Here is a 25,824-nt window from a genome sequence, read left to right as displayed (position 1 = left end):
TCCACGAGTGGTTCGAGTAGTTGCGCTTTCCGGAGGATATAGCAGAGAAGAAGCAAATCAAAAATTAAAAGAAAATGACAATATAATCGCAAGTTTCTCGAGAGCTCTAAGCGAAGAATTAAACGTTAATCAATCAGAGGAAGAATTCAATCAAAGCTTAAAAGAAGCCGTAACCTCTATTTACGAAGCTTCCACCGTCAAGGAATAAGGGGACATTTTTAATTGTAATTCCGTTTGAAAAAGAAAAACTATATATTTAGAAGATGAGAAAAAGAAATTTTAAATGGAAAGGCTCTGATACAGTTTATCAGAGCCTTTATACGATTAATCAAGAATTCTTTTTTCTCCGTCTATCGCTTGGATAGGATGTATATTCTGCGTGAACTCCAGTGTTCCCATATATTCGCTTTGTTCATTTCTTACAGCAAAGTACCGTATATATACATATTTATCTTTGAATTTAATCCAAAAGTCTTCACTATCTTTTTTTCCTGATTTAAAGTCATTTAATAACTTTTCTACTATATGCACGCTTTTTGGTGGATGACAGTTTTGGACAGTGCGTCCAATGACAGCTTTTGTTCGGGCAAAAATTCTTTCTTTTCCATGGGAAAAGTAACGTACAACATCGTCTTTATCAATAAAGGTGATATCCACTGGCAAATGATTCAGCATCAGCTCTAGCTGTTTGACAGATAAAATTCCAGTTTCAAATTGAATCAATCCACTTTCAATCTTATCTAAAGCAGATGTCTCTTGCATAGAAACTCGCTTTGGAATCCACTTTTCGACCGGTTTAATCAAACAATAGCCAATTTCTTCGCTTTCCGCTGCAATTTTTATCCATTCATCTTCGGTTAATGTGCTTAGGGCCATTGGAAAGAGAATATTCTCTTCTTTAAAAATCATTTCAGTAGCTTCTTGAATGATAAAGTAAATATTATTCAGAATGTCTTGTTTTTCCCCATGATAGTCTTCCAATTGTTGCTTGGCTAATTTGATAGCTGCACGAATTCGATCATCTACTCCCCACATTACCTGGGTTGGTCCATATATACCGTATTTTTCAAGAAAGGGGAATAGTAAATTTTCCTTGCGGCTATAGTGTTTATCGATTTCTACTAATAATTGTATGTCTTCTGAAAGTTTTTGGATATTGTCTGGAGAATCTTCTTTTTCAAATCGTTCATAATGAAGCTGAAGCTTGAAATTCACCAACAAATCAATTTCCTTATTTTCCAGTTTAAAAGTATGGATTGGATGTCCAGCTTCTTCTTCAGCTTTTTGGGAAGTGGAGGCATGAATATCATCAATGGACCCTTTGAATACTGCTGTGTGCACGGAACATAATCGTTGTACCTCTTCAACTGGGATACCTTCCTCTTCCATTAATGCTTGTTCAAGCTGTGATATTTCCGATACCGATATATTACCAACTGCTTTTTCGAATTGAGCTTTAACTTCTTCCACGGACCTGCCAGCATGTAAATCTTTAATAATTTCTTTTAAAAGCTGCTGGCGCTCAGAAGCTTCTTTTTTTAATTCTGCTCGATTGTTTATTAATTCACTCATATGTTGTCTCATCCTTCTTCTATAATTGTAAATCCATGATCTATACAAGTTTGCTTTACTGTTTCCATTGATATTTTTCTTATGCGGCATCCCTTTGGAATCGTCATTATTCGTCCGGCAGTTTGTATTATGCGAGGGTCTGTAATCTTTTCAAATCCAAGGTCTTTTAAAACGCTGACTAATTCTGGATAAGTAGTGGTTAGTTCTAAGATGGTTAGATTTAAATCTAATAGTTTAGCCAATCGATAACACCTCTTTTTCTGATAATAATTCTCAATGGAAGTATAACAAAATAATCAAAACAAAAATGTGATGGAAATCACACTTTAAAAATAATGGATAAACAATAGCACTTTTACAGGAGCTATTTTATTTAGGTTCATGATTTGTTTAGGCTCCCAACAAAATAAGAACTCAATGAACGTTGAAGAAGTAAGCGCTACAAACTACAATTTAATTAAAGGTGATCACTTTAAAAAATAAAGACATGGAGGATGTATAGCTTAAAAGAGAGTTAATACAATAAGGCTGAAATGAAAAAAAGGAAACGGCTTTAAAGGAGGTAGTGATATTGTTAAGCAATATCTTAGAGGAAGAATTTATCCAATTAAATGTGAGGGTGGATAATTGGGAGGAAGCAATTAGAAAAGGTACACTACCTCTCGTAATGAAAAACAAAATAACAAAAGAATATGTCAATAAAATAATCGAAATTGCTAAAACAATAGGACCATATATTGTCATTACTAAGCATGTAGCTTTACCACATGCTCCTGCAGAATTTGGGGCAAAGGAAACAGCAATTGGGATTACTACTTTAGAATATCCTGTTAGGTTTGGAAATGAAGCAAATGACCCTGTTAAGTACTTATTCTGCTTAAGTGCTACAGATAGTAATAGTCATTTGGAAGCATTGGCAGAATTGGTAAAGCTCTTGGAAAATGAGGAGTTTTTTAAGCTGTTAGATACAAGCAGTAGTCCGAAAGAGATATTTTCATATATTAGTAAAATTTAAAAGGGAGAGATTTCTATGTATAAAGCATTAGTAGCGTGTCGAGCAGGTGTTGGTTCAAGTTTGATGCTAAAGATAAAGGTAAATGAGGTTGTGAAAGAAAATAAACTGCCTATCCAAGTCGAACATTCCTCATTGGATGGAGTGCCTGGGTTTGATGGCGAATTATTAATCACGCTTGTCGACGTTGCACAGGAATTGAGTAATAAAGGAATAAAGCAGCATATTATTGGTATTGCAAATATTGTAGATAAAAAAGAAATTCTTGAAAAATTAAATGCATTTTTACAGCAAACGGAAATTTGAATAGAAGGAGCTGTTAGTAAATGATGCAATTCATAATTAGTTTATTTAGTAATCCTGCAATCATTCTAGCGTTAGTTGCATTGATTGGATTGCTGGCACAAAAAAAGGCAATGACAGAAGTAATGACTGGCACCTTTAAAACACTGATTGGGTTTTTGATCTTTGGAATAGGTGCTAGTACGATGACAGCTGCATTGAAAAACTTTAATGTCTTATTCCAAGATGGCTTTGATTTAACTGGAGTTGTCGCATCTCCAGAAGCCGCAACAGCCCTTGCACAATCGGAGTATGGGTTTGTTGTATCCTGCACATTGATTTTAGGGTTTGTAATGAATCTAGTTTTTGCAAGAATAACTCCTATGAAGAATATTTTTTTTACAGGAGGGCATAGTTTATTCTTTGCATGTGTACTATCGCTCATTATTAAATCTTATGGGTATTCAAATACTATTTCAATCCTTGTTGGCGGGGTTATTTTAGGATTTTGTTCAGCTGCTTTACCGCAATTATGTCAGCCTTTTATGCGGAAAATTACAGGCAGCAATGCTACTGCTATAGGGCATTTTAATATGTTAGGCTATGCTTTATCAGGCAGTATTGGAATGTTATTCAGCAAGCATCAAGAGAAAAGCACGGAATCAATTAAATTTCCTGCTTGGTTATCTTTTTTTAGAGATTTTCTGATGGGAATGGCTGTTATCATGTTGATTCTTTTCTATGTCTCTGCTCTAAAGGCGGGAAAAGATGTTACACAAGAATTAGCTGGTACAACCCACTGGCTAGTCTTCCCCTTAATCCAAGCCTTTATGTTCACAGCAGGGATGTCGATTTTAATGACAGGTGTACGTATGTTTTTGGCCGAAATTACAGCAGCTTTTGTGTCTATCTCGGAGAAATTTATCCCGAATTCGCGTCCGGCTCTAGATGTTCCGACTGTCTTCCCATTTGCGCCAACAGCAGTAATTGTTGGTTTCCTGTCTGCATATGTAGCTGGACTTTTGGCAGTATTTATTATGGTGTTTTTTGATTTCCCAGTTGTTATTATACCTGCTGCTCATATTGCTTTCTTCTCAGGAGGAACGGCTGCGGTTTTTGGTAACTCAACAGGGGGCTGGAGAGGAGCAGTTGCAGGATCATTTGTGGTTGGATTATTACTAGCCCTCTTACCAACAGTTCTCTATCCAGTGTTTGCTGGTATGAATATTGAAGGGTCGACTTTTCCAAATATTGACTACAATATTACTGGTATGCTTCTCAATAAATTCTTAAGCTTTTTCCACTAAATTTTAGTTAAGTTATGGGGAAAAAGAAATCAAGAGGAAAGGAAAAGAAGAAATGAGTGAGGCGAAGAACTATTTAGAAGCGATACAAGAAGAGATGAATCAATTAATCAACCATATTTCCATAGCTAATCTAGAAGATGCAAAGTCCTGTATTATTAATGCTGGGAAAAAAGGAAAACGATTACATCTCACGGGTATTGGAAAACCTAGCTATGTTGCACGTTATAGTGCATCTTTATTATCCTCTACCGGAACTCCAGCCTACTTTTTAGATGGAACAGAAGCAATTCATGGCTCGTCAGGTCAAGTAGTGGAAGGAGATGTCGTAATTGCCATTTCCAATAGTGGAGAGACAGAGGAATTAAAAAAGACGATTCACACTTTAAGAGAAAATGGGGCAATTATCATTTCCATTACAGGGAATCTGCAGTCCTCGATTGCTCGGCAAAGCGACTTTGCAATTTTTGCAGGTGTATCAAAGGAGGGGGATGGTCTTAATAAGCCTCCTAGAGCTTCTGTTGTTGCTGAACTGCTTGTACTGCAAACCTTATCAGTATTACTTCAAAATGAGATAGGCTTGGATGCACAAACGTATGTAAAGTGGCATCCTGGTGGAACCCTTGGACAGTCCATTAAATAATAGGAAATTTTAAAAGGCTATAGAGGAAGAAACTTTCTATAGCCAGCAAAATAAATAGTTTAACAGAGGTGAAGATAATGAGGCCTAGTGGAATCATTACGGCAATGGTTACCCCTTTTGATCAGGAGCAAAAGATAGATATACAAGCAACACGTAATCTAGTAAATCGCTTAATCCTTTCAAAGGTGGCTGGATTATTTATTTTAGGTACGAATGGAGAATTTCATGTTTTATCAAGAGAGGAAAAAGTCGAATTTGCCTCACTTGTCATTAATGAAACAAATAAACGCGTTCCTATTTTTGTAGGAACTGGAGGGAATAGCACAGCAGAAGTCATTTCTCTATCAAAAGAAATGGAGAAGCTGGGAGCAGATGCACTTTCTGTCATTACGCCATATTTTCTGTCGTTAACAGAAGATGAATTATATCATCATTATAAAAAAATTGCTGAATCGGTAAGTACTCCAATATTACTCTATAATATTCCGAAAAATACTGGTATTCACTTAAGCCCGCCATTAGTAGCACGACTGGCTAAGGTGGATAATATAGTAGGAATTAAAGATAGCAGCGGGGACATTGAAAATATTAAAAACTATATTAGCGTGACAAAAGAAGAGGCCTTTTCTGTTTTATCTGGGTCTGATTCTTTAATTTTAAAAGCTTTAGATGAAGGAGCGACAGGAGCAATTGCCGCAACTGCGAACCTATTAACATATATAGATGTCTCTATTTATAAGCATTGGCAAAAGGGCGAAAGACAGGAAGCAGAAGAAGCACAGCAAAGTTTAGAGGAGCTGCGTCGAGTATTAAAACTTGGTTCCACCCCTTCTATCTTAAAAAAGGCAATGGAGCTTGCGCAGATTCCAGTTGGGCCAGCTAGGTATCCAGTCTTAGAACCAAAAAGTGAAGTAATCGAAGAAATTAACTCGGTAATAGCAGCATATCTACAAAAATATCATCAATTATCGTATGAAGGGGCTGCTATTCATGTACAAAAATAACATTCTTAATAGAATCGAAAATACAGCAATTATGGCAATTGTAAGGGTAGAAACATTAGAACGTGCCTATGAAATTGCAGATGGATGCTTAGCTGGAGGAGTAGATGTATTAGAAATTAGCTACACATTACCAAATGCGGGGGAAATTATAAAGGGGTTAAATGAGAAATATGGTGCTCGTTTACTAGTAGGGGCTGGTACAGTCTTAGATACAGAAACAGCAAGATTAGCGATATTAGCTGGAGCGAAATTTATCATTGCACCAAATTACAAAGAAGAGGTTAGTAGAATATGCAATCGATACCAAATACCTTATGCTCCAGGCTGTACAACCATTTCGGAGATGGTGGATGCGATGGAATCAGGTGCTTCCATGATTAAAGCATTCCCGATTTCTAATTATTACGGATCCCAGCTTGGAACAGTTTTCAAAACACCGATTCCTTATATGCCTATAATGGCTTCTGGAGGTGTTACGATAGATAATATCATAGATTGGTTTGAAAATGGAATTGACTGTGTAGGAATCGGTAGTTTGTTAACAAAAGGAACATCATCACAAATTGAACAAAATGCTAGAGAACTTGTAGAAAAATTAAGAGAATATCGAAACAAGAAGTGAAACATAGAGAATAAAGCAAGAGAAATAGTTAATGAGAAATAAGGCAGCAATCATTAGTCTATTTCTCTTCTATTATTAAATGTATCAATAAATGGAGTGAAGTCATTTGCTAGATGAACGATCATACCTCATTATCCAAAAAATTATGGAACGCCCATTTATAGAAAAGCAAAACTTACAAGAACAAACGAAATTAACGCAAAGACAAATTGATTATAGCCTAGAGAAAATAAATAGCTGGTTAGCATCCCATCATAAAAAACCAATCGAAATAAATAGCTACAACCAAATTTCTGTTGACTATGAAACGAGGGAATTATTAATAAATGAGGTATCAAATACTATTCCAGTTGATGAGTATGTGTTAAGTAGTGAGGAACGGATACAATATATGTTTCTTTATCTTTTCATAAACATAGAGTATCTGTCGATAAACCATTTCATTGATGCTTTAAAGGTTGGCAAAACAACAATAATGGGAGATTTAAAAGCTTTAGCTGCAAAATTACAGCATAGGGGAATTTCTTTGGAGTACAATCGGAAACAGGGATATCATTTGGTAGGAACCGAGAGCGAGATACGCTATTTAGGATTAAAGTTAATAGTAAAAGAATTAAATACAAATAAAAACACCAAATTATTTGGCTATTTTTTACGAGAAAATCATCTTGAAAGCTACGAGCAAATGAAGCAAATTGTATTATTTTATTCGAATAAACATAAGATTCATTTTATCGAGAACAGGTTAACAGAATTTATTTATTCCTTTTTATTTTTAAAGACAAGATTAAAAACGAAGGAATCTGTTAACTTCATCCATGAATGGAAATCGGTTAAATCTACAAAAGAATATCAGTTTGCAGAAGAGCTATTATCATTTTATCATTTGCAGAAGGAAGATAATATTTGCTACTTAACAGCCTGGGTACTAGGTCTAACATTAGGGGAGGCCGATGAATATCGCGAAGATTTTCCACTTATTATGGACTTGGTTGAACATATCCGCATGCGTTTTGAATCTTTTTCCGGCATTCGCTTTGAACATCCAAGAGAAGTATCTAAGCAAATTTTCCGGCATTTCCGATCTGCCTATTATAGATTGCTTTTTCATTTGCCGATCGTTAATCCATTGTATGAGAAGATTATAGAGGAATACAATCATCTATTTACTATAGTGAATGAAACGATGAAGCCGCTTAGCGTGCTATTTAAACATCCTATTCCCGCAGAAGAAGTAGCCTATTTGACGATTCATTTTGCATCCTTATCCAGGAATGAAAAAGAGGGAAAGGTAAATAAAAAAGTAGGTGTGATTGTTTGTCCAAATGGAGTTGGGAGTTCCTCTATTACGCATACCGTTTTAAAGTCTATTTTTCCCGAGTTCACTTTTTTAGCTCCTATCGAAACACAACAGCTGGATAAAATAGACGTTGATTATGATTTGTTATTTTCTACTGTACCAGATATTCGCTTGTTTTATACGAAAAAACCTGTTTTTATTGTAAGTCCTGTTATGGACATATCAGAAAAGTATCGTTTAATAAGAGATGTTTATACAGAGCTGGGGAATTCCTTTTTCAAATTGCCCAGTGTAGAATTAATTACGCAAATTGTGGAAAAGTATGCTGTAGTGAAAGAAAAAGAGCAAATGAAGCGAGAATTATACGAGTACTTTGCAGTAAATGAGAAAGTAGAGCTAAAAAAAGAGCAGGGACCAAATTTAAGTGAAATTATCTCCCCAAATCTTATTCAATTACGTGTATTGGCAAAGAATTGGCAAGATGCCATTTCCTTATCTGCCTTACCATTATTACAAGAAAGAAGAATAACAGAAAATTATATTCAGAAAATGATCGAAAATGCTAGGAAAGATGGTCCTTATATGGTCATCATGCCAAATGTAGCGCTTCCCCATGCAAGACCAGCAGATGGCGTAAATCAATTATCCATAAGTATAGCTGTATTGAATGAGCCAGTGTACTTTGATAAACATACAAATAAACCGGTTCAATTTGTCTTCTGTTTGGCAGCCATTAATCAGGAATTTCATTTGAATGCACTTTCACAGTTAGTACAATTGCTGGAAAAAGAGGAATTTTATCATATCTTAAAAACAAGTAATACTTCCGAAGAGGTTTTTGATTATATATGCTGTCAGGAAGAAACCAATTTAAAACTAGTGCCATAATAAGGGATGAGTGCTAATAAAACAAGGAAGGCAAGGCACCAATGAAGAGAAGGTGCCCTGCCTTATTGAATTTCTGAATGGAACATAGGTACACAGTAGAACGGTCCACCGGATTACCTTATTGGGTAATGTGCTCTTGGCTGGCTACAACGATTTCGATGTTGTTTTCTTGGGCGAATTCCTTGTATTCGCTGTTTGGTGCTTGATCGGTTACGATATAATCTACATCTTCTAATCGGCAATAAGTCATAAGGGCGTATTTTTCAAATTTCTTATGGTCTGTGAGCAAGAAGATTTTTGAACTTCTATCAACAACGTTTTTTTTGATTTCGCTTTCTAGTGGGGAAGAGTTTGTTACTCCATTAGAAATAGAAATACCTGTAGATGCCATGAATGCTTTATTGATATTATATTCTTTAATAATATCTGTACTTTTCACACTTGCAAAAGATTTGGTATTTCTTTGCAGGAGCCCCCCTAATGTAATGATATTTAAATTCTCATAAGGTAAAGCACGAATAATAAAATCCAAATTATTGGTAATGATCGTTAATTGTTTTTGTTTAACATATTCCATCATTTCAAGTGTGGTAGTTCCGCTATCGATAAAAATAATATCTCCATTCTCTACAAAACTAGCTGCGGATTTTCCGATTAATTCTTTTTCGTTTTTATTTTGAACTTGTCTTTCCGTAAAAGAAACTAATGTACTGTTATTAACCGCAACTCCTCCGTATACTTTTTTTAATTCGCCTCGATCCACTAATTCTTGTACGTCTCTCCTAATCGTATTCTTCGATACTTTAAAGACTGTGACTAATTCATCTAAAGATACTGTTTGATGTTCAAATACATAATCTTGTATTTGTTTAATTCTTTTTGTTTTTAACATATGATTCATCCTCTGTTTAGGTAATTTTTTAGTCCATGTACTCGATACTATTTCTTATGTTATCTATTTTAGGAGATTATAAACAATATCTGTTCTATTTTTGAAAGATTACTGGATACATATCGATTATACCAAAAAATAATCAAAAGTTCATCATTAAATTAAATATAATGATTATTTTATTGGGGGGATTTTAAGTATATTCCTATATTCACTGTTTAAGTTTTCCAAAAAAATAAAAAATATCGTTTGAAATGATTGACTGTAAGCGTTATACATATTATGATGTAATCATAAGTTATCAAAACTTAACCAAAAGATGATAATAACATCATTGGAAATACACTCGGTAAGTACAAGGGAAATGAATAAACAAATAATTGAGTGTTTTGGCTGGGAAAAGGTAAGATATTTTGGTTATGTTTTGGGATAAGAAACAGGAAATGTGAAAGTAGATCGTAGGAGGGAAAGGGAAATGGCTGTTGAAAAACTAAAAAATTATATAAATGGAGAATGGGTAGAAAGTAAAACGACTACATATGAAGATGTATATAATCCAGCTACTAAAGAAATAATCGCACAAGTGCCAATTTCTACAAAGGAAGATATTAATTATGCAGCAGAAGCAGCGAAAGTTGCGTTTGAAAAGTGGAAGAATATCGCTGTTCCTCGTCGGGCTAGAATTCTATTCAACTATCAACAACTATTAGCTCAACATAAAGAAGAATTAGCTCAGTTAATTACAATCGAGAATGGTAAAAACTTAACAGAAGCACTTGGTGAAGTTCAACGTGGGATTGAAAATGTAGAATTTGCGGCAGGTGCACCTTCATTAATGATGGGAGATTCTCTTTCATCGATTGCAACAGATGTTGAGGCTACTAATTATCGTTATCCAATTGGAGTAGTTGGCGGGATTGCACCATTTAATTTCCCAATGATGGTACCTTGCTGGATGTTTCCAATGGCGATTGCTGTAGGAAACACATTTATTTTAAAACCTTCTGAACGGACACCATTACTAACGAAAAGATTAGTAGAATTGTTTACAGAAGCAGGGCTGCCAAAGGGTGTATTTAATGTTGTGTATGGTGCCCATGATGTGGTAAACGGAATTTTAGAGCATCCAGAAATTAAAGCGATTTCGTTTGTAGGCTCTAAGCCTGTTGGGGAGTATGTATACAAAAAAGGAAGCGAAAATTTAAAACGAGTACAGGCGCTGACAGGAGCGAAAAATCATACCATTGTATTAAATGATGCGAATTTAGAAGAAACGATTACAAATGTTGTATCAGCTGCATTCGGTTCAGCTGGGGAACGTTGTATGGCATGTGCCGTAGTAACGGTGGAAGAAGGAATTGCGGATCAGTTTATGGAAGCTTTAAAAGAGAGAACAAAAAATATTAAAATCGGAAACGGTTTAGAAGATGGCGTGTTCTTAGGTCCTGTTATTAGAGAAGAGAATAAACAGCGCACACTTAGCTATATTGAAAAAGGAATTGAAGAAGGAGCTAATCTTGTATGTGACGGAAGAGAGACGGCGCCAGAGGATGGATTTTTTGTTGGACCAACTATTTTTGATCAGGTAACAACCGAAATGACCATTTGGAAGGATGAAATCTTTGCGCCTGTTCTATCCGTTATCCGTGTGAAAAATTTGCAGGAAGCGATTGAAATTGCAAATCAATCTGAATTTGCCAATGGTGCATGCTTGTTTACATCTAATGCATCGGCGATTCGTTATTTTAGAGAAAATATCGATGCGGGTATGCTTGGCATTAACCTTGGAGTACCAGCTCCAATGGCATTTTTCCCATTCTCAGGCTGGAAGTCTTCATTCTATGGAACATTACATGCAAATGGGAAAGACTCAGTAGATTTTTATACGCGTAAAAAAGTAGTAACAGCAAGATATGCAAAACCTTCTTTTGAATAATTGTAAGAAATCTGTACAGGGGATACGAGTGCCCTGTACAGAAAATAAAATAATAGGAGGTTAATAGAAGTGAGTAAGTTACTTCGTAAATATCAGCAAAAAGAAGAAAGAAATGGCGTGAAAACTATTCATGAGGTTCTAAAGGAAAATGCCCCTTTAGAATATGTCGAATTTAGATTGCTAGATTTTACGCCTGGTGCAAAATATACGGAGACGCTTCAAGACAAAGAATGCTGTATCGTCGTTGTTACTGGGAAAGTAACAGTCACGGATGGTACGTCTATTTTTGAAAATATTGGTACAAGAGAAAATGTCTTTGAACGAATTCCCACAGACAGTGTGTACGTATCAAATGACAAAACCTATGAAATTACAGCAGAGAAAAAGGCGGTAATTGCGCTTTGCTATTCCCCCTCATCTAAACCACTACCAACTAGATTACTGAAAGCAGAAGAAATAGGTGTAGAGGAGCGTGGTAAATTTAACAATAAGCGCCTTGTACATAATATCTTGCCAGACTCTGATCCCACAGCGAATAGTTTATTAGTTGTCGAGGTATTTACAGAAACAGCCAATTGGTCAAGTTACCCTCCCCATAAGCATGATGTGGATAACTTACCAGAGGAATCTTTTTTAGAAGAAACCTATTATCATGAAATCGATCCAAGACAGGGATTTGTTTTTCAACGCGTGTATACAGATGATCGCTCTTTAGATGAGACAATGGCCGTAGAGAATGGAGATGTTGTCATCGTTCCGAAAGGCTATCATCCCGTGGGAGTGCCAGACGGCTATGCATCATATTATCTAAATGTGATGGCGGGACCAAAGAGAATTTGGAAGTTTAATAATGATAAAGATCATGAATGGATCATTCATCGCTAAATAGAAAAGGGGTGCCTGAAATGGGTTACACATTTAACGATAAGAAAGAATTCGATATCATCGCAATTGGCAGAGCATGTATTGATCTAAATGCAGTAGAGTATAATCGTCCGATGGAAGATACGATGACTTTTTCTAAATATGTAGGAGGGTCTCCAGCTAATATCGCTATCGGTGCTAGTAAATTAGGGCTGAAAGCTGGATTTATCGGAAAGCTATCTGATGATCAGCATGGCAGATTTATAAAAAGATATATGCAAGGTGTTGGAATTGATGGTTCTAATATGGTGTTTGATAAAGAGGGACATAAAACAGGTCTTGCCTTTACGGAAATTTTAAGTCCTGAAGAATGCAGTATTTTAATGTATAGAGAGGATGTCGCTGATTTATATTTAACGCCTTCTGAAGTCAATGATGAATATATTAAAAAGGCTAAGGTCTTGCTTGTCTCCGGAACAGCTTTAGCGAAAAGTCCCTCCAGAGAAGCCGTCATTAAAGCGGTAAATGCAGCAAGAAAAGATAATGTCAAAGTTGTATTTGAATTGGATTATCGTCCTTATACATGGCAATCTCTTGAAGAAACAGCTGTTTACTATTCTTTAATTGCTGAACAGGCAGATATTGTAATCGGAACAAGAGATGAATTTGATGTAATGGAGAATACGAAAGACGGCAAAAATGAAGAAACAATTCGATATTTATTTAGTCACCAAGCAGATTTAGTCGTTATAAAACATGGTGTAAAGGGCTCTTATGCTTATACGAAGTCAGGGGAGCTTTATCGAGCTCAAGCCTATAAAACAAAGGTGCTTAAAACATTTGGTGCAGGAGATTCTTATGCATCAGCTTTCCTTTATGCATTGATTTCTGGAAAAGATATCGAAACAGCCCTTAAATATGGAAGTGCCTCTGCTTCAATCGTAGTAAGCAAACATAGTTCTTCTGAAGCAATGCCAACAGTAGAGGAGATTGAAGCCTTAATTAAGAAGAACGAAAAAGTGGAAGTTTAAAGAGGGGAGGATAACAATGGAAACAATTCGCTTAACAGCAGGGCAAGCATTAGTGAAATTTTTAAACCAACAGTACCTTCATGTAGATGGAAAGGAATTTCCTTTTGTGGAAGGAGTCTTTAATATTTTTGGACATGGAAATGTTCTGGGAATTGGAGAAGCGTTGGAACAAAATCCAGGTCATTTGAAAATCTATCAAGGGAAAAACGAACAAGGGATGGCACATGCAGCTATTGCATATAGTAAGCAGATGCTTCGCCAGAAAATTTATGCGGTAACTACTTCATCAGGACCAGGATCTGCAAATGTGGTGACAGCTGCGGCCACAGCATTTGCTAATAATATTCCTGTATTGCTTCTTCCAGCTGATACCTTTGCAACGAGACAGCCAGATCCGGTGCTGCAGCAATTGGAACATAATCACAGTCTTGCAGTAACCACAAATGATGCGTTTATGTCTGTGTCACGTTTTTGGGACCGTGTGACAAGACCAGAGCAATTAATGTCTAGTCTAATACGTGCTTTCGAAGTAATGACCAATCCAGAAACAGCTGGTCCAGCAACGATATGCATTTCACAAGATGTGGAAGGAGAAGCTTACGACTATGATGTGAAATTTTTTGAAAAAAGAGTTCACTATTTAGATAGAAAGAAAGCATCTGAGAGAGAGCTAAAGAGTGCTGCTGATCTTATTAAAGAGAGTAAAAGACCATTAATTCTTGTCGGGGGAGGAGCGAAATACTCAGAAGCAAGAGGAGTTCTTATTAAATTATCAGAAACCCATCAAATCCCATTAGTAGAAACACAGGCTGGTAAATCAACCGTAGAAAGCGACTTTGCTAATAATTTGGGTGGAATGGGGATTACGGGAACGCTGGCAGCAAATAAAGCAGCTTATGACGCAGACCTTATTATTGGGATTGGTACTAGATACACGGATTTCGCTACATCGTCGAAAACAGCGTTTAATTTTGCTAAGACGAAATTTTTGAATATAAATATTAGTCGTATGCAAGCATATAAATTTGATGCTTTTCAAGTTGTGGCAGATGCGAAAACAGCCTTAGAAGAGCTAGTGCCGCTATTAGAGGGATATCAAACATCTTATGGCAATGATATCCGTATTTTAAAAGAAGAATGGCTTCAAGAAAGAGATCGCCTGGCACAAGTAACATTTACTCGGAAAAATTTTGATCCAGAAATTAAGGGGCATTTTTCCCAAGAAATATTAAATGAATACGCAGATGCTTTGCAAACCGAATTAGCGCAAACAACGGCTTTGCTTGCTATTAATGAGACGATTTCTCCAGATAGTACCATTATTTGTTCTGCCGGTTCTTTACCAGGAGATTTGCAAAGATTATGGCATTCCTCTGTTCCAAATACCTATCATCTTGAGTATGGTTATTCATGCATGGGATATGAAATTGCCGGTGCCTTAGGAATTAAATTGGCAGAACCGAATAAGGAGGTTTACTCCATTGTCGGTGATGGCAGCTTCTTAATGCTTCATACGGAGTTAGTCACAAGCTTACAGTATGGGAAAAAAATAAATATTTTACTGTTTGATAATGCTGGTTATGGCTGTATTAATAACCTTCAGATGGACAACGGAAATGGCAGCTTCTTCTGTGAGCTGAGAGATCATAGTCAAAATATCATGAACATTGATTATGCCAAGGTTGCAGAAGGATATGGAGCTAAAGCTTATAAAGCTAATACCGTAGAGGAATTAAAGGCGGCTTTAGAAGATTCCAAGCAACAAAATGTTTCGACCTTGATTGAAATGAAAGTGCTGCCAAAAACAATGACAGATGGATATGAAAGCTGGTGGAATGTTGGGGTGGCAGAAGTTTCTGAAAGAGAAACAGTAAGAAAGGCAAATGAGCAAAGACAAAAGAAATTGCAGCAAGCTAAACAATATTAAAAGGGGAAAAGGAAAATGAGAGAAGAGATTTTATGGGGGATTGCTCCAATCGGCTGGCGTAATGACGATTTACCCGAAATTGGGGCTGAGAATACTCTATCACATTTGTTAAGCGATATTGTTGTTGCAGGTTTTCAGGGAACAGAGGCTGGAGGATTTTTTCCTGATACAAAGATATTGAAAAAAGAGCTGGCTCTACGAAATTTAAGAATTGCTGGTAAATGGTTTAGTAGCTTTCTGATACGTGATGGAATACAAACAGTATCCAAACAGTTTCATGAGCATTGTGCTTATTTAAAGGAGGTGAATGCCTCTGTCGCAGTTGTTTCGGAACAGACTAACAGTATTCAAGGAACAGAAAAAAATGTATTTGGAGAGAAGCCCTTTTTTACGGACGCAGAGTGGGAGGTATTCACACAAGGATTAAATGAACTTGGCAGAATTGCAAGTGATTATGATCTTCATCTCGTTTATCACCATCATATGGGCACAGGAGTACAAACATTAGCAGAAATTGATCGGTTAATGGCGATGACAGATCCATCATATGTTCATCTATTGTATGATACAGGACATATTTTTGTATCTGATAATGATTATATGACTCTATTAAGGAAACATCGAAATCGAATTAAACATGTACATTTTAAAGATGTACGGCTAATTTCCTTAGAAGAATGCAAGAGAAATAATCTATCCTTTTTACAAGCCTTTCTAAAAGGGATGTTTACAGTCCCGGGGGATGGATGTATTGATTTTAAGGAAGTATATAACTATTTGCTCAAGACAAATTATAATGGCTGGATAGTCATTGAGGCAGAGCAAGATCCAGCCATTGCACACCCTTTAGAATACGCTCTTATTGCTAGAAAATATATTGATGAAACATTATTTGAAAAAAATCATATATAAAGGGGATTAAGAGAATGGGGACAGAACAAGGGAGTAGAGGTGGCAGCTCTCACAGGAAATCCTTAATGTTGATTACGCTAATCTCGACATTTGGTGGATTGCTTTTTGGATATGATACAGGGGTAATAAATGGTGCGCTGCCATTTATGTCTGATGAAACGCAGCTTCATTTAACACCTGTAACAGAAGGGCTCGTTACGAGTTCCTTATTATTCGGAGCTGCTTTTGGAGCAGTATTTGTTGGTAGATTGGCAGATTTATATGGACGTAGAAAGAGCATTTTAAACTTAGCATTAATATTTTTTGTCGCAACGCTTGGCTGTACATTAGCCCCAAATGTTTTGCTCATGGTTATATTTCGCTTCTTACTAGGTTTGGCAGTGGGAGGAGCTTCTGTTACAGTACCAACTTTCCTAGCGGAAATGTCTCCTGCTGAACGAAGAGGGCGAATGGTCACGCAAAACGAATTGATGATTGTAACAGGTCAATTACTTGCATTTACTATTAACGCCATTATAGGAAATATGTTTGGTGATGCCACACATGTGTGGAGATATATGCTGGTAATTGCTGCAATTCCGGCAGTGTTCTTATTCTTTGGAATGCTGAGAGTACCTGAAAGTCCACGCTGGTTAGCTTCAAAAGGGCGTAAAGAGGAAGCGTTACAAATATTAGAGAAGGTAAGAGATAAAAAGCAAGCAAGATTAGAACTGCAGGAAATTGAAAACGCTATCTCGAAAGAAGAGAATACGGAGAAGGCTACATATAAAGACCTTACGACTCCTTGGATAAGAAGAATTGTTTTTATTGGGTTAGGAATCGCGATTGTTCAACAAATTACAGGTGTTAACTCGATTATGTATTATGGAACGGAAATTTTGAGAGACGCTGGTTTTGGAACGGAAGCAGCATTAATAGGGAATATCGCAAATGGAGTCATTTCTGTTCTTGCCACGTTTGTGGGAATATGGCTTTTGGGTAAAGTGGGGAGACGACCGATGTTATTAACAGGGCAAATTGGTACAACACTTTCCTTGCTGTTAATCGGCATCTTTTCTTTAGTCCTAGAAGGCCAGCCATCCTTGCCGTATGTAGTGCTGTCTTTAACCGTAACATTTCTAGCATTCCAGCAAGGGGCTATTTCTCCAGTAACATGGCTCATGCTGTCTGAAATTTTTCCGCAAAGGGTCCGCGGACTTGGAATGGGAGTAACCGTATTTTGTTTATGGATTACTAATTTCCTAATCGGATTTTCTTTCCCTATTCTTATGGCTAATATCGGATTATCTACTACATTCTTTGTTTTTGTTGTATTAGGAGTGTTTGCCATAGCATTTGTTAAGAAATATCTGCCAGAGACAAGAGGTCGATCTTTAGAAGAGCTAGAAGAATATTTCCGAAATCAGGATAAGGAAATGATGAAAATCGCCAAATAGTATTTTATCACTGATCACTTATACCTTAAATTGGAAGGAGTATAAATAATATGACATTAAAAATTGGTGTAATTGGAACTGGTGCCATTGGCAGAGAACATATTAATAGAATTACAAAAAAGCTAGCAGGCGGAGAGATTGTTGCCGTAACGGATGTGAATCAAGAATCTGCTAGAACAACAGTGGAACAATTTAATTTAAATGCAGGGATATTTCCAGATGATAAATCGTTAATTGCAGATGGAAATGTAGATGCTGTTTTTGTAACAAGCTGGGGACCTGCACATGAAGAAAGTGTTTTGGCTGCTATCGAAGCAGGAAAATATGTCTTCTGTGAGAAGCCGCTTGCGACAACTGCTGAGGGATGTATGCGTATTGTAGAAGCAGAAATGAAGCATGGAAAGCGTTTGGTGCAAGTTGGATTTATGCGCAGATATGATAGTGGATATGTTCAATTAAAAGAACTACTTGATGCTAATTTTATCGGAGATCCATTAATGATTCATTGCGCACATCGCAATCCAGAAGTAGGCACAACTTATTCTACGGATATGGCAATAAGTGATACATTAATTCACGAAATTGATGTTCTGCATTGGCTCGTAAATGATGATTATAAGTCGGTGCAAGTATTGTTTCCGAAAAGGAATCGGTATGCCCATGAGAATTTAAGAGATCCTCAAGTAGTAATTTTAGAAACTAAATCAGGTATTGTTATAAATGCGGAAATCTCTGTTAACTGCAAATATGGCTATGATATTCAATGTGAAGTAGTTGGAGAAGAAGGGATTGTAAAATTACCAGAGGTTGCAACGGTTCCGTTCCGCAAAAATGCTACATTAGGATCGCAAATTTTGATGGATTGGAAGAAACGTTTTGTAGATGCCTACGATGTGGAATTACAGCATTTTATGGATTCAATCAAAGAAACTGGTGAGCCCAATGGTCCAACAGCATGGGATGGCTATATTGCTCAAGTTACCGCAGATGCATGTATTAAAGCACAGAATTCGGGAGTGAAAGAAGAAATAGTATTGCAAGAACAACCAAGCTTTTATAAAGATAATGTGCAGCCGACAAATGTTTAATAGCTAGAAACTTATTATTTTAGTAGATCGCTATCTATTTTGGGAAAATAGCGGTCTACTATCTAAAAAGTATATAAAGAAAAGAGGAATGAACATGCGTTTAGCTTATGATCCATCTCATTATAGAGATAATACCGGCTTAAAAGAAACAATTGATCATGTCGCAAGACTAGGGTACGAATATGTAGAACTTTCGCCTCGTAAAGACTTTATTTGGTTTTATGAATATCCAAAGGTAGATAAACAACTAATCAAAGACTTGAAGCGATACTGTTCGGATGCAGGAGTGAAAATTTCTTCTGTATTACCTGTACAACAATGGTCTTCGCCAAATGAATTAGAACGGCAATCAGCTGTTCGTAACTGGAAACGCTGTATTGAGATTACCTCTGAATTAGGGGTGGATTTAATGAACAGCGAGTTTGCTGGTGATAAGAGTCGTCCAACAGAAAGCGAAGCAGCTTTTATTCGTTCAATGGATGAGTTAATACCTATTTTTGAAAAAGAAGGAATCAAACTAAATTTACAATCTCACCCTAATGATTTTATCGAGCTTAATACAGAAGCGGTGCGGATGATTCGTGCGTTAGATAAGGATTGGATTAAGTTAGTCTACTCTGTAGCCCATGCCTTCTTCTATGATGATGGAAAAGGGGATATCGCTCAACAATTGGATGAAGCAAAAGATTTACTTGCACATGTATTAATCGCAGATACGATGAACCATAAAGCTGCATTCGGGCTTCGTTATATCGTAAATCCACCAAATGCAAATGTTACTATCCATCAACATTTAAACCCTGGTGAAGGGGAAATTGATTTTGATACGCTTTACCGTAAGTTAAGAGAATTTAAATTTGATGGAATTGTAACCAACTCTGTATTTGCCTATCCGGACAAACCAGACTGGTCAAATGAAGTAACTTTAAAGTCTATTAAGGAAGGATTAAATATTGAATAGAATAGGAGGAATTGCTGATGAAGTTAGCAATGAACCAAGGGACAACATTAGAAAATTCCACATTAGAGCAAGATCTGCAACTGCTTGAAAAATATGGATATGATTATATCGAAATCCGCTCGATTGATAAGTTAAAGGAGTATTTAGAGACACATTCGATTGAGGAATTAGTGGAGTTCTTTCAAACACATCACTTAAAGCCATTATCGTTGAATGCACTCGTTTACTTTAATAACCGCACTGATGAAGACTACAAAGCACTGCTTGAAGAATATAAAGAAATGCTTGAATATGCGAAAATATTAAATGTCGATCGAATGGTAGTCGTTCCCTTAGTATCAGAAAAGAAGATTCTGCGGCCGGTCATTAAGCAAAGCTGTGTCGAAGTTTTAACGGAACTATCTGATTTAGCTAAACCATATGGGGTAAAACTAGCGCTCGAATTTATTGGTCATCCACATGCTACCGTTAATACGTTGAGCTTTGCGAATGAGATTGTAGCTGCAGTTGATCGTGAAAATGTCGGCATCGTTTTCGATACATATCAGTATTATGCAATGAATTCTACCTTAGAAGATTTAAGAAATACTGATTTTTCTAAAGTCTTTTTATTTCATATTAACGATGTAGAAGACTATATTCCGGGAATCATGCTGGATGAAGATCGAGTTTTTCCCGGAGATGGCGTAATCGATTTAAAGAGCATTTTGAAAATTATAAAGGAAAAAGGGTTTTCTGATCACGCGTCTATAGAAGTGTTTAGACCAGAGTATTATCAACTTGAGGCAGAAGAAGTAGTGAAAACAGCTAAAGAAAAAACGCTTAAAGTGCTGGCGCCCTATTTCTTAACAGAAGAAGTGAAGTAAGGCTTTGATAGTAATAGAGAGGAAGAGTTTGAAAGATAACTCACCTCTCTAAAGGATTCTTTCATCGATTAATATTCAGAATATACAGAAAAAAAGGAGGCGGCTTTTATGTCAATAGTTTCCATGCATGATATGCTCCAAAAAGCAAAGCGGGAAAAATATGCAGTTGGTCAATATAATATGAATAATTTCCAATGGGTTCAAGCGATTCTCCAGGCTGCCGAAGAAGAAAAGTCGCCGGTCATCGTAGCGGCATCTGATCGTTTAGTCGATTATTTAGGTGGATTTAAAACCATAGCAGCTGGAGTTAAGGAGCTTATAAAAGAACTGAAAATTTCCGTACCGGTCGCACTACATCTCGACCATGGAATGAGTGTTGATAGATGTAAACAAGCGATAGATGCAGGCTTTAGTTCGGTTATGATAGATGGATCACATTATTCTATCGAAGAAAATATCTTAATGACAAAAGAAGTGGTAGAGTACGCAAAGCCAAAAGGAGTATCGGTAGAAGCAGAAGTTGGAACGGTTGGAGGAATGGAAGACGGATTAATTGGAGGGATTCAATATGCAGATCCATTTGAATGCACTCGTCTAGTGAAAGAGGCTGGAATAGATGCCTTGGCTGCAGCATTAGGATCTGTTCATGGACCATATCAGGGAGAGCCAGTATTAGGGTTCGAAGAAATGAAACAAATTGCAGGGCTTACAGGTGTGCCATTAGTGCTTCATGGAGGTTCCGGTATACCTGATCACCAAATAAAAAAAGCGATTGCATTAGGGCATGCAAAGATAAATGTAAATACAGAATGCTTACAGGCATGGGCGAAAGCAGTTCGCCAAGTATTAACAGAAAATCCTAATGTGTATGATGCACGATTTATTCTTGCACCAGGAATGGAAGCAGTGAAAGAAACAGTACGAAATAAAATTAGAGAGTTTGGAACAAGTCAAAAGGCATTGGTGTTTAGTGAATAAAGATAATTGTTGAAGGTACCTTTGAAAAGAGGTATCTTTTTTATGCGGAAAATTAAAGAGAGACTCTACAAAAAGTAGAATCTCGTTTTATAGTTTCCCAGTAAGGAATTGTGCTTCACCAAATCCAAAACTCCAGTCATCGTCTCCATTAATCATGAATGAAACCATTACATCATTTGGAGCGATACCACATTTGGCCTCTAACTCTTCAGTTAATTCCTGATAAAACTTTTGTTTATGTTCTTGTTTTCTTTCTCTGCTTGTAATGGTAAAAACAAGCATCTTTTCTGAACGTTCAAATCCTAAACCAGTGTCTTGAATAATCATTTCATACGGTTTATGCTGCGAGACAATTTGATAGCGATCTCGTTCAGGAACTTGAAAATTGCGTACCATCACATCGTGAGTCACATCCAGAATTTGTCTTATTTCATTTTCTGTTCTGCCTTCCAGCATATCTAGTTTGATTAAGGGCATGAGCTTCACTCTCCTGTTCTTTATATGGTTAATTGTTGTGTATAATTTGATAATATTTTTATTAAGTTTATATATAGTTTACTATAATGTATCAATTATGTCACCGAAAAAGGCACTGGAAAAGAAATATTTATATTTAGAATATCCACCAAAAAAATCTCTCAATAGGGTATTTCTAGTTTGACTAAAGTTGAACTCTTAATACTTTTCCTAGGGTGGGTTACTTAACTAAGAAACCTAAAGGAAAGGTGTATTTGTATATTCGTAAATCTTATAGAGAAGGGGAAGAAGGTAAAACATCAATATATATGGACTTGGACCAATTGAAACGGCCAAAGAAAAGCTATATAAAATTTTGGAGGGAGAAATAGAATTCCTAAAAGAATGGAAGGTAAGTGGATTTATCTTGATGATGTCTATGATTGGATATAACTTTATAAAAAGGAAAAGTTCGATATTAAGTCAACAAGGAAAACAAATAACTATTGATTAATCTTTTACATGAAATCATACGAGGTTAAAAAGCGCTTATCTTGAATGTTTAATGATATTTCAAAATGAACATTAGTTAGCAAGATTAATGATACAAATGGAAGATCAATTTTCTATTCCTATGTTAAAAAATAAAAGTGGAAGAACCAAAATAGACAAGTTAATGCCTGTGTATATAACGATGATTCCTTAGCGTAGGAAGAATCGGCTTTATTTATGTTAAAGCATATGTTTGTTTTCCACGCCTTGTTGCTCTTTATTTTCCTAAGGTTAAGGAATTCCTATGCAAATGCAAGTGCGCGATAATCGTCCCTTTTTTAAGATGGGCATGTAAACAGGAAGAATTCTAGCTCCGATTAGAGAAAAATTAATGCAACACTAATTGATTTAAGGTTGATGTAAGGTTCTCTTTAGATTGAGGAAAGGTTGGTTCATTACTTTTGAAACAGGGGAGAAATATCAAGAAATATGATTTAAATGGAGCTGATTTGATAATGAGTGCGGTAACTATTGTACAAACGCAAAATCTGACTAAAACATATGGGGCTGTTAACAGTGTAAATAAACTTGACCTTTATGTTCGTGAAGGAGAAATTTATGGTTTTTTAGGTCCAAATGGTGCGGGGAAAACAACCACGCTAAAAATGCTACTCGGACTTATCAAGAAGTCGGAAGGGACAATCAAAATTTTTGGTGAGAGTCTTGAAAAGCAACGTCAATCTATTCTGCAAAGGACCGGATCGTTAATTGAGTCACCCTCCTACTATGGACATCTAACAGGGCTTGAGAATATGAAGGTCATGCAGCGCCTGAGAAATGTACCAGATAAAAATGTAGATGAGGTGCTTCGTATTGTACGGCTGGAAAATCAGAAAAACAAAAAGACACAGCAATATTCGCTTGGAATGAAACAACGACTAGGAATCGCAATGGCTCTTCTTTCATTCCCCAAGCTACTGATTCTTGACGAGCCGACGAACGGTCTCGATCCCGCAGGCATTGGTGAAATTAGAGAACTTATTAAAGCCCTCCCTACACGCTATGGGATAACTGTGTTACTCTCCAGCCACCTACTCTCAGAGATTGATCAGATAGCTACTACTGTAGGTATTATCAGTGAAGGGAATATGCTGTTCCAAGGTAGCATGACAAGCCTTCGACAAAAAAGCAGTTCTACAATCTATCTGAAAACTGGAGACAATGCCAAAGCGGAACAATTACTTATTACTAAGGGTTACAGTCCAGCTATAACCGGAAGTCGGCTATGGTTAGGTCATCTTGAGGATATGGAGGTGGCAGAAATGAATAGATTACTTGTTGAACATAACATTCCTGTCTCACGGATCGAGGAACAGAAAAAAAGTCTGGAAGATATTTTCTTAGAGTTGACAGGAAAGGAGCGAAGCTTGTGATTAAAACATTAGGATTGGAATATTTCAAAATTCGCCGCAAAAAAATATGGATGATGATTCTGTTATTTCTTATTGTAGAAATGCTGTGGGCCTTCATGTCTATTAGTCGATCCATTGCTAGTAATCCAAATCACGCCATCTGGGAATCTGTCATTTTTAATGTATCCTCTATGAATGGGCTTTTTATGCCTATTATTTCAGCCATTGTGGTCTCACGAATTTGTGATATGGAGCATAAAGGGTCTACATGGAAAATGCTTGTTGCTACCAATGTAAGCCGTAATCATCTCTATATAGCGAAGTATATATGTGCTAACAGCTTGCTCTTGTTTGGCATCTTTGCACAAACTGTACTCATGATTGTGTTTGGACTGATAAATGACTTTCCAGGGTCACCTATCGAATTTTTCAGCCAGTTTATTATGGGGACTTTGTTGACAACACTCGCTGTTACGGCACTTCAGCAATGGATTTCCTTTGCTATAAAAAATCAAGCCTTTGCTTTATGTTTGGGCATGGTGGGTGGCTTTATTGGAATGACCGCTGGATTGATACCAGCTGCTCTTAGACATATTTTTATATGGTCTTATTATTTGGATATCAGTCCAGTTACTTTTCGATACGCCGAGTCTTCTGGCACTTATATAATGCAACCTATAGATATCGAAATTGCTGTGGCTGCATTGATTATGACTGTTCTACTCTATATTGCCGGAAATATTCATGTAAACCGGCAGGAAATTTAGGGAGGGAAGTAGATGGAACGAAGTATTTCTGCTGAATGGTTGAAATTAAGGCATACCCGGATTGGTCTTGTACTTGCTGTGCTTCCTATCCTAAGCCTTCTAACTGGAGGTGCAAATTATTATTTTAACCAAGGTGTTCTGCAAAATGGATGGTATAGCTTATGGACACAAGTGAGCCTTTTTTATGGTGAGTTTTTCCTACCAATCTTGATAGCTATTTGTTGTGCATATGTATGCAGGCTGGAGAACCTAAACCGGAATTGGCATATGGTAATGACCTCTCCTGTATCGGCTGCAAGTGTGTTTATTGCCAAATTGTTTGTTGTTAGCATTTTAATCTTATTTGCACAAGCGTTGTTTATGGGACTTTATTTAATTGCAGGCATCCTATTCTCTTTACCCGGACCTTTCCCTATTGAGACTTTGGGTTGGATAATACGTGGGTGGTATGCTTCTTTATCTATTATTGCCTTTCAATTATGCTTATCGCTGCGAATTCGGAGCTTTGCTACACCTATTGGTATTAGCCTTCTTGCAGTCTTTATCGGTCTGGGCATGTATATTGCAAAGTTGGGCCTGCTTTTCCCTTTCTCGCTACTCACCATTGGTATGAGCGTGTTAAGCCAGGATAAGCTTACTGGCTTACAAAACATTCAATTTTGGGCTATGAACATGGCTTTTGTTGTTATTTTTGCGTCTATCTTTATTCATCGATTGAAAAATAAAGATATTGTATCATCCTGATTGAGCTTAGGAGGAATTTGTGATGAAAAAAATATTGCTAATGCTGGGGCTCGTCATCATAATTGGGATTTGCTTGTGGATGTTCTTCATGAATCCAGAAAAGTTGAAACCTGATAACCCTGCTGGAAAAACCGTCTACTATACTATGATAACCGGTTCCGGTGTTCAAGATGACAATGAACGGTACGATTATGTACTAGCTGCCTTTAACGAAAAAGGAGAAGAAAAAAAACTTGAGTTTTCCGCTGGGAAACAATTGAGGGAAGGGGCTTATATTCAACTATATCACACGGGGTTTCGGGGAGTTACACATTGGGAAGAGATAGACTTCGAGGGGCTACCTGAAGCAGTAAAACAGCGATATCGAAAGTAAAAAGATTTAAAGAAGAAAAGGTCTTTCTCAAAGATATCTAGTTGAGATAACGATACAAAAAA

General features: G+C 36.7%; 25 protein-coding genes and 1 pseudogene. 22 read left to right on the top strand and 4 right to left on the bottom strand.

Annotated features, from left to right (window positions below):
- A pseudogene (locus BCI01S_RS15085) lies at window positions 1-208 on the top strand (fructose bisphosphate aldolase); the annotation flags it as partial.
- Between the two features lie 116 nt (window positions 209-324).
- Here BCI01S_RS15085 and BCI01S_RS15080 read toward each other — a convergent pair.
- Together BCI01S_RS15080 and BCI01S_RS15075 are read right to left on the bottom strand one after the other, a co-directional pair.
- A complete protein-coding gene (locus tag BCI01S_RS15080; RefSeq protein WP_061799800.1) occupies window positions 325-1,572 on the bottom strand; it encodes a DUF438 domain-containing protein in 1,248 nt (415 codons plus the stop codon).
- An 8-nt stretch (window positions 1,573-1,580) separates the two neighbouring features.
- Window positions 1,581-1,814 (bottom strand): DUF1858 domain-containing protein, encoded by a 234-nt coding sequence (locus tag BCI01S_RS15075; RefSeq protein WP_047941463.1) that lies wholly within the window; start codon window positions 1,812-1,814, stop codon window positions 1,581-1,583.
- Window positions 1,815-2,143: 329 nt separating this feature from the next.
- Between BCI01S_RS15075 and BCI01S_RS15070 the strand changes: the two genes are divergently transcribed.
- The 7 genes from BCI01S_RS15070 to BCI01S_RS15040 all read left to right on the top strand — a co-directional run bounded on the left by BCI01S_RS15070 (window position 2,144) and on the right by BCI01S_RS15040 (window position 8,627).
- Entirely contained in the window at window positions 2,144-2,587 is a 444-nt protein-coding gene (locus tag BCI01S_RS15070; protein ID WP_047941464.1) for a PTS sugar transporter subunit IIA, read from the top strand.
- A gap of 15 nt (window positions 2,588-2,602) precedes the next feature.
- Entirely contained in the window at window positions 2,603-2,890 is a 288-nt protein-coding gene (locus BCI01S_RS15065) for a PTS sugar transporter subunit IIB (protein ID WP_047941465.1), read from the top strand.
- A gap of 20 nt (window positions 2,891-2,910) precedes the next feature.
- The gene (ulaA, locus tag BCI01S_RS15060) at window positions 2,911-4,173 is read left to right on the top strand and encodes a PTS ascorbate transporter subunit IIC (RefSeq protein WP_235844517.1); all 1,263 of its coding nucleotides are present in this window, start codon (window positions 2,911-2,913) and stop codon (window positions 4,171-4,173) included.
- A gap of 52 nt (window positions 4,174-4,225) precedes the next feature.
- Complete coding sequence (locus BCI01S_RS15055) at window positions 4,226-4,813, top strand: SIS domain-containing protein (RefSeq protein WP_061799798.1); 588 nt, start codon at window positions 4,226-4,228, stop codon at window positions 4,811-4,813.
- Window positions 4,814-4,890: 77 nt separating this feature from the next.
- Window positions 4,891-5,817: a 4-hydroxy-tetrahydrodipicolinate synthase gene (dapA, locus tag BCI01S_RS15050; protein ID WP_047941467.1), complete on the top strand. Its 927-nt coding sequence runs from the start codon at window positions 4,891-4,893 to the stop codon at window positions 5,815-5,817.
- Window positions 5,804-6,439, top strand: a complete 636-nt coding sequence (locus tag BCI01S_RS15045; RefSeq protein ID WP_061799794.1) for a beta/alpha barrel domain-containing protein — start codon at window positions 5,804-5,806, stop codon at window positions 6,437-6,439. The genes dapA and BCI01S_RS15045 overlap by 14 nt, the downstream gene beginning before the upstream one ends.
- Window positions 6,440-6,545: 106 nt before the next feature.
- Window positions 6,546-8,627, top strand: coding sequence for a BglG family transcription antiterminator (locus tag BCI01S_RS15040; protein WP_061799791.1), 2,082 nt, complete (start codon window positions 6,546-6,548; stop codon window positions 8,625-8,627).
- Window positions 8,628-8,745: 118 nt separating this feature from the next.
- Here the strand turns inward: BCI01S_RS15040 and BCI01S_RS15035 are convergent, their stop codons facing one another.
- Window positions 8,746-9,519, bottom strand: a complete 774-nt coding sequence (locus BCI01S_RS15035) for a DeoR/GlpR family DNA-binding transcription regulator (RefSeq protein WP_047941469.1) — start codon at window positions 9,517-9,519, stop codon at window positions 8,746-8,748.
- Window positions 9,520-9,994: 475 nt separating this feature from the next.
- Here BCI01S_RS15035 and iolA point away from each other — a divergent pair, with 475 nt between their 5' ends.
- The 10 genes from iolA (at window position 9,995) to fba (ending at window position 21,518) form a co-directional block, all read left to right on the top strand.
- Window positions 9,995-11,455 (top strand): methylmalonate-semialdehyde dehydrogenase, encoded by a 1,461-nt coding sequence (gene iolA, locus BCI01S_RS15030; RefSeq protein WP_047941470.1) that lies wholly within the window; start codon window positions 9,995-9,997, stop codon window positions 11,453-11,455.
- 69 nt (window positions 11,456-11,524) lie between these two features.
- Complete coding sequence (iolB, locus tag BCI01S_RS15025) at window positions 11,525-12,340, top strand: 5-deoxy-glucuronate isomerase (protein WP_047941471.1); 816 nt, start codon at window positions 11,525-11,527, stop codon at window positions 12,338-12,340.
- Between the two features lie 20 nt (window positions 12,341-12,360).
- Window positions 12,361-13,350, top strand: coding sequence for a 5-dehydro-2-deoxygluconokinase (gene iolC, locus BCI01S_RS15020; RefSeq protein ID WP_061799789.1), 990 nt, complete (start codon window positions 12,361-12,363; stop codon window positions 13,348-13,350).
- 16 nt (window positions 13,351-13,366) lie between these two features.
- Window positions 13,367-15,277 (top strand): 3D-(3,5/4)-trihydroxycyclohexane-1,2-dione acylhydrolase (decyclizing), encoded by a 1,911-nt coding sequence (iolD, locus tag BCI01S_RS15015; RefSeq protein ID WP_061799787.1) that lies wholly within the window; start codon window positions 13,367-13,369, stop codon window positions 15,275-15,277.
- Between the two features lie 15 nt (window positions 15,278-15,292).
- On the top strand, window positions 15,293-16,189 hold the full coding sequence (gene iolE / locus BCI01S_RS15010; RefSeq protein WP_061799786.1) for a myo-inosose-2 dehydratase: 897 nt from the start codon (window positions 15,293-15,295) through the stop codon (window positions 16,187-16,189).
- 14 nt (window positions 16,190-16,203) lie between these two features.
- On the top strand, window positions 16,204-17,625 hold the full coding sequence (locus tag BCI01S_RS15005; RefSeq protein WP_047941475.1) for a sugar porter family MFS transporter: 1,422 nt from the start codon (window positions 16,204-16,206) through the stop codon (window positions 17,623-17,625).
- Between the two features lie 50 nt (window positions 17,626-17,675).
- Window positions 17,676-18,713, top strand: a complete 1,038-nt coding sequence (gene iolG / locus BCI01S_RS15000) for a bifunctional inositol 2-dehydrogenase/D-chiro-inositol 1-dehydrogenase (RefSeq protein ID WP_047941476.1) — start codon at window positions 17,676-17,678, stop codon at window positions 18,711-18,713.
- Window positions 18,714-18,807: 94 nt separating this feature from the next.
- The gene (locus BCI01S_RS14995; RefSeq protein ID WP_047941477.1) at window positions 18,808-19,674 is read left to right on the top strand and encodes a sugar phosphate isomerase/epimerase family protein; all 867 of its coding nucleotides are present in this window, start codon (window positions 18,808-18,810) and stop codon (window positions 19,672-19,674) included.
- A 17-nt stretch (window positions 19,675-19,691) separates the two neighbouring features.
- Window positions 19,692-20,540, top strand: coding sequence for a sugar phosphate isomerase/epimerase family protein (locus BCI01S_RS14990; RefSeq protein WP_047941478.1), 849 nt, complete (start codon window positions 19,692-19,694; stop codon window positions 20,538-20,540).
- 108 nt (window positions 20,541-20,648) lie between these two features.
- On the top strand, window positions 20,649-21,518 hold the full coding sequence (gene fba, locus BCI01S_RS14985; RefSeq protein ID WP_061799784.1) for a class II fructose-1,6-bisphosphate aldolase: 870 nt from the start codon (window positions 20,649-20,651) through the stop codon (window positions 21,516-21,518).
- 87 nt (window positions 21,519-21,605) lie between these two features.
- Here the strand turns inward: fba and BCI01S_RS14980 are convergent, their stop codons facing one another.
- Window positions 21,606-21,995: a tautomerase family protein gene (locus BCI01S_RS14980; RefSeq protein ID WP_047941485.1), complete on the bottom strand. Its 390-nt coding sequence runs from the start codon at window positions 21,993-21,995 to the stop codon at window positions 21,606-21,608.
- 986 nt (window positions 21,996-22,981) lie between these two features.
- On the opposite strand from BCI01S_RS14980, the gene BCI01S_RS14975 reads away from it, so the two are divergent.
- The 4 genes from BCI01S_RS14975 to BCI01S_RS14960 are packed head-to-tail and all read left to right on the top strand — an operon-like array spanning window position 22,982 to window position 25,762.
- A complete protein-coding gene (locus BCI01S_RS14975) occupies window positions 22,982-23,899 on the top strand; it encodes an ABC transporter ATP-binding protein (RefSeq protein ID WP_047941486.1) in 918 nt (305 codons plus the stop codon).
- Entirely contained in the window at window positions 23,896-24,645 is a 750-nt protein-coding gene (locus BCI01S_RS14970; protein WP_061799782.1) for an ABC transporter permease, read from the top strand. Before BCI01S_RS14975 ends, BCI01S_RS14970 begins: the two co-directional genes overlap by 4 nt.
- Before the next feature lie 12 nt (window positions 24,646-24,657).
- Window positions 24,658-25,389 carry an ABC transporter permease gene (locus BCI01S_RS14965; protein WP_047941488.1) on the top strand — a complete coding sequence of 244 codons (732 nt, stop codon included), beginning with the start codon at window positions 24,658-24,660 and terminating at the stop codon, window positions 25,387-25,389.
- Between the two features lie 22 nt (window positions 25,390-25,411).
- Window positions 25,412-25,762, top strand: a complete 351-nt coding sequence (locus BCI01S_RS14960; RefSeq protein WP_061799781.1) for a YxeA family protein — start codon at window positions 25,412-25,414, stop codon at window positions 25,760-25,762.
- Window positions 25,763-25,824: the final 62 nt, after the last annotated feature.

Origin of the sequence: Niallia circulans NBRC 13626 (assembly GCF_001591585.1) — a bacterium.
GTDB lineage: Bacteria > Bacillota > Bacilli > Bacillales > Cytobacillaceae > Niallia > Niallia circulans.
This window is presented reverse-complemented; position numbering and strand designations above follow the sequence as displayed.

What these genes read in the sequence shown, in the direction of transcription:
- BCI01S_RS15080 (WP_061799800.1), bottom strand. Translation starts at nt 1,572, where the DNA reads ATGAGTGAATTAATAAACAATCGAGCAGAATTAAAAAAAGAAGCTTCT.
- BCI01S_RS15065 (WP_047941465.1), top strand. Translation starts at nt 2,603, where the DNA reads ATGTATAAAGCATTAGTAGCGTGTCGAGCAGGTGTTGGTTCAAGTTTG.
- ulaA (WP_235844517.1), top strand. Translation starts at nt 2,911, where the DNA reads ATGATGCAATTCATAATTAGTTTATTTAGTAATCCTGCAATCATTCTA.
- BCI01S_RS15055 (WP_061799798.1), top strand. Translation starts at nt 4,226, where the DNA reads ATGAGTGAGGCGAAGAACTATTTAGAAGCGATACAAGAAGAGATGAAT.
- dapA (WP_047941467.1), top strand. Translation starts at nt 4,891, where the DNA reads ATGAGGCCTAGTGGAATCATTACGGCAATGGTTACCCCTTTTGATCAG.
- BCI01S_RS15045 (WP_061799794.1), top strand. Translation starts at nt 5,804, where the DNA reads ATGTACAAAAATAACATTCTTAATAGAATCGAAAATACAGCAATTATG.
- BCI01S_RS15035 (WP_047941469.1), bottom strand. Translation starts at nt 9,519, where the DNA reads ATGTTAAAAACAAAAAGAATTAAACAAATACAAGATTATGTATTTGAA.
- iolA (WP_047941470.1), top strand. Translation starts at nt 9,995, where the DNA reads ATGGCTGTTGAAAAACTAAAAAATTATATAAATGGAGAATGGGTAGAA.
- iolC (WP_061799789.1), top strand. Translation starts at nt 12,361, where the DNA reads ATGGGTTACACATTTAACGATAAGAAAGAATTCGATATCATCGCAATT.
- iolD (WP_061799787.1), top strand. Translation starts at nt 13,367, where the DNA reads ATGGAAACAATTCGCTTAACAGCAGGGCAAGCATTAGTGAAATTTTTA.
- iolE (WP_061799786.1), top strand. Translation starts at nt 15,293, where the DNA reads ATGAGAGAAGAGATTTTATGGGGGATTGCTCCAATCGGCTGGCGTAAT.
- BCI01S_RS15005 (WP_047941475.1), top strand. Translation starts at nt 16,204, where the DNA reads ATGGGGACAGAACAAGGGAGTAGAGGTGGCAGCTCTCACAGGAAATCC.
- iolG (WP_047941476.1), top strand. Translation starts at nt 17,676, where the DNA reads ATGACATTAAAAATTGGTGTAATTGGAACTGGTGCCATTGGCAGAGAA.
- BCI01S_RS14995 (WP_047941477.1), top strand. Translation starts at nt 18,808, where the DNA reads ATGCGTTTAGCTTATGATCCATCTCATTATAGAGATAATACCGGCTTA.
- BCI01S_RS14990 (WP_047941478.1), top strand. Translation starts at nt 19,692, where the DNA reads ATGAAGTTAGCAATGAACCAAGGGACAACATTAGAAAATTCCACATTA.
- fba (WP_061799784.1), top strand. Translation starts at nt 20,649, where the DNA reads ATGTCAATAGTTTCCATGCATGATATGCTCCAAAAAGCAAAGCGGGAA.
- BCI01S_RS14980 (WP_047941485.1), bottom strand. Translation starts at nt 21,995, where the DNA reads ATGCCCTTAATCAAACTAGATATGCTGGAAGGCAGAACAGAAAATGAA.
- BCI01S_RS14975 (WP_047941486.1), top strand. Translation starts at nt 22,982, where the DNA reads ATGAGTGCGGTAACTATTGTACAAACGCAAAATCTGACTAAAACATAT.
- BCI01S_RS14965 (WP_047941488.1), top strand. Translation starts at nt 24,658, where the DNA reads ATGGAACGAAGTATTTCTGCTGAATGGTTGAAATTAAGGCATACCCGG.
- BCI01S_RS14960 (WP_061799781.1), top strand. Translation starts at nt 25,412, where the DNA reads ATGAAAAAAATATTGCTAATGCTGGGGCTCGTCATCATAATTGGGATT.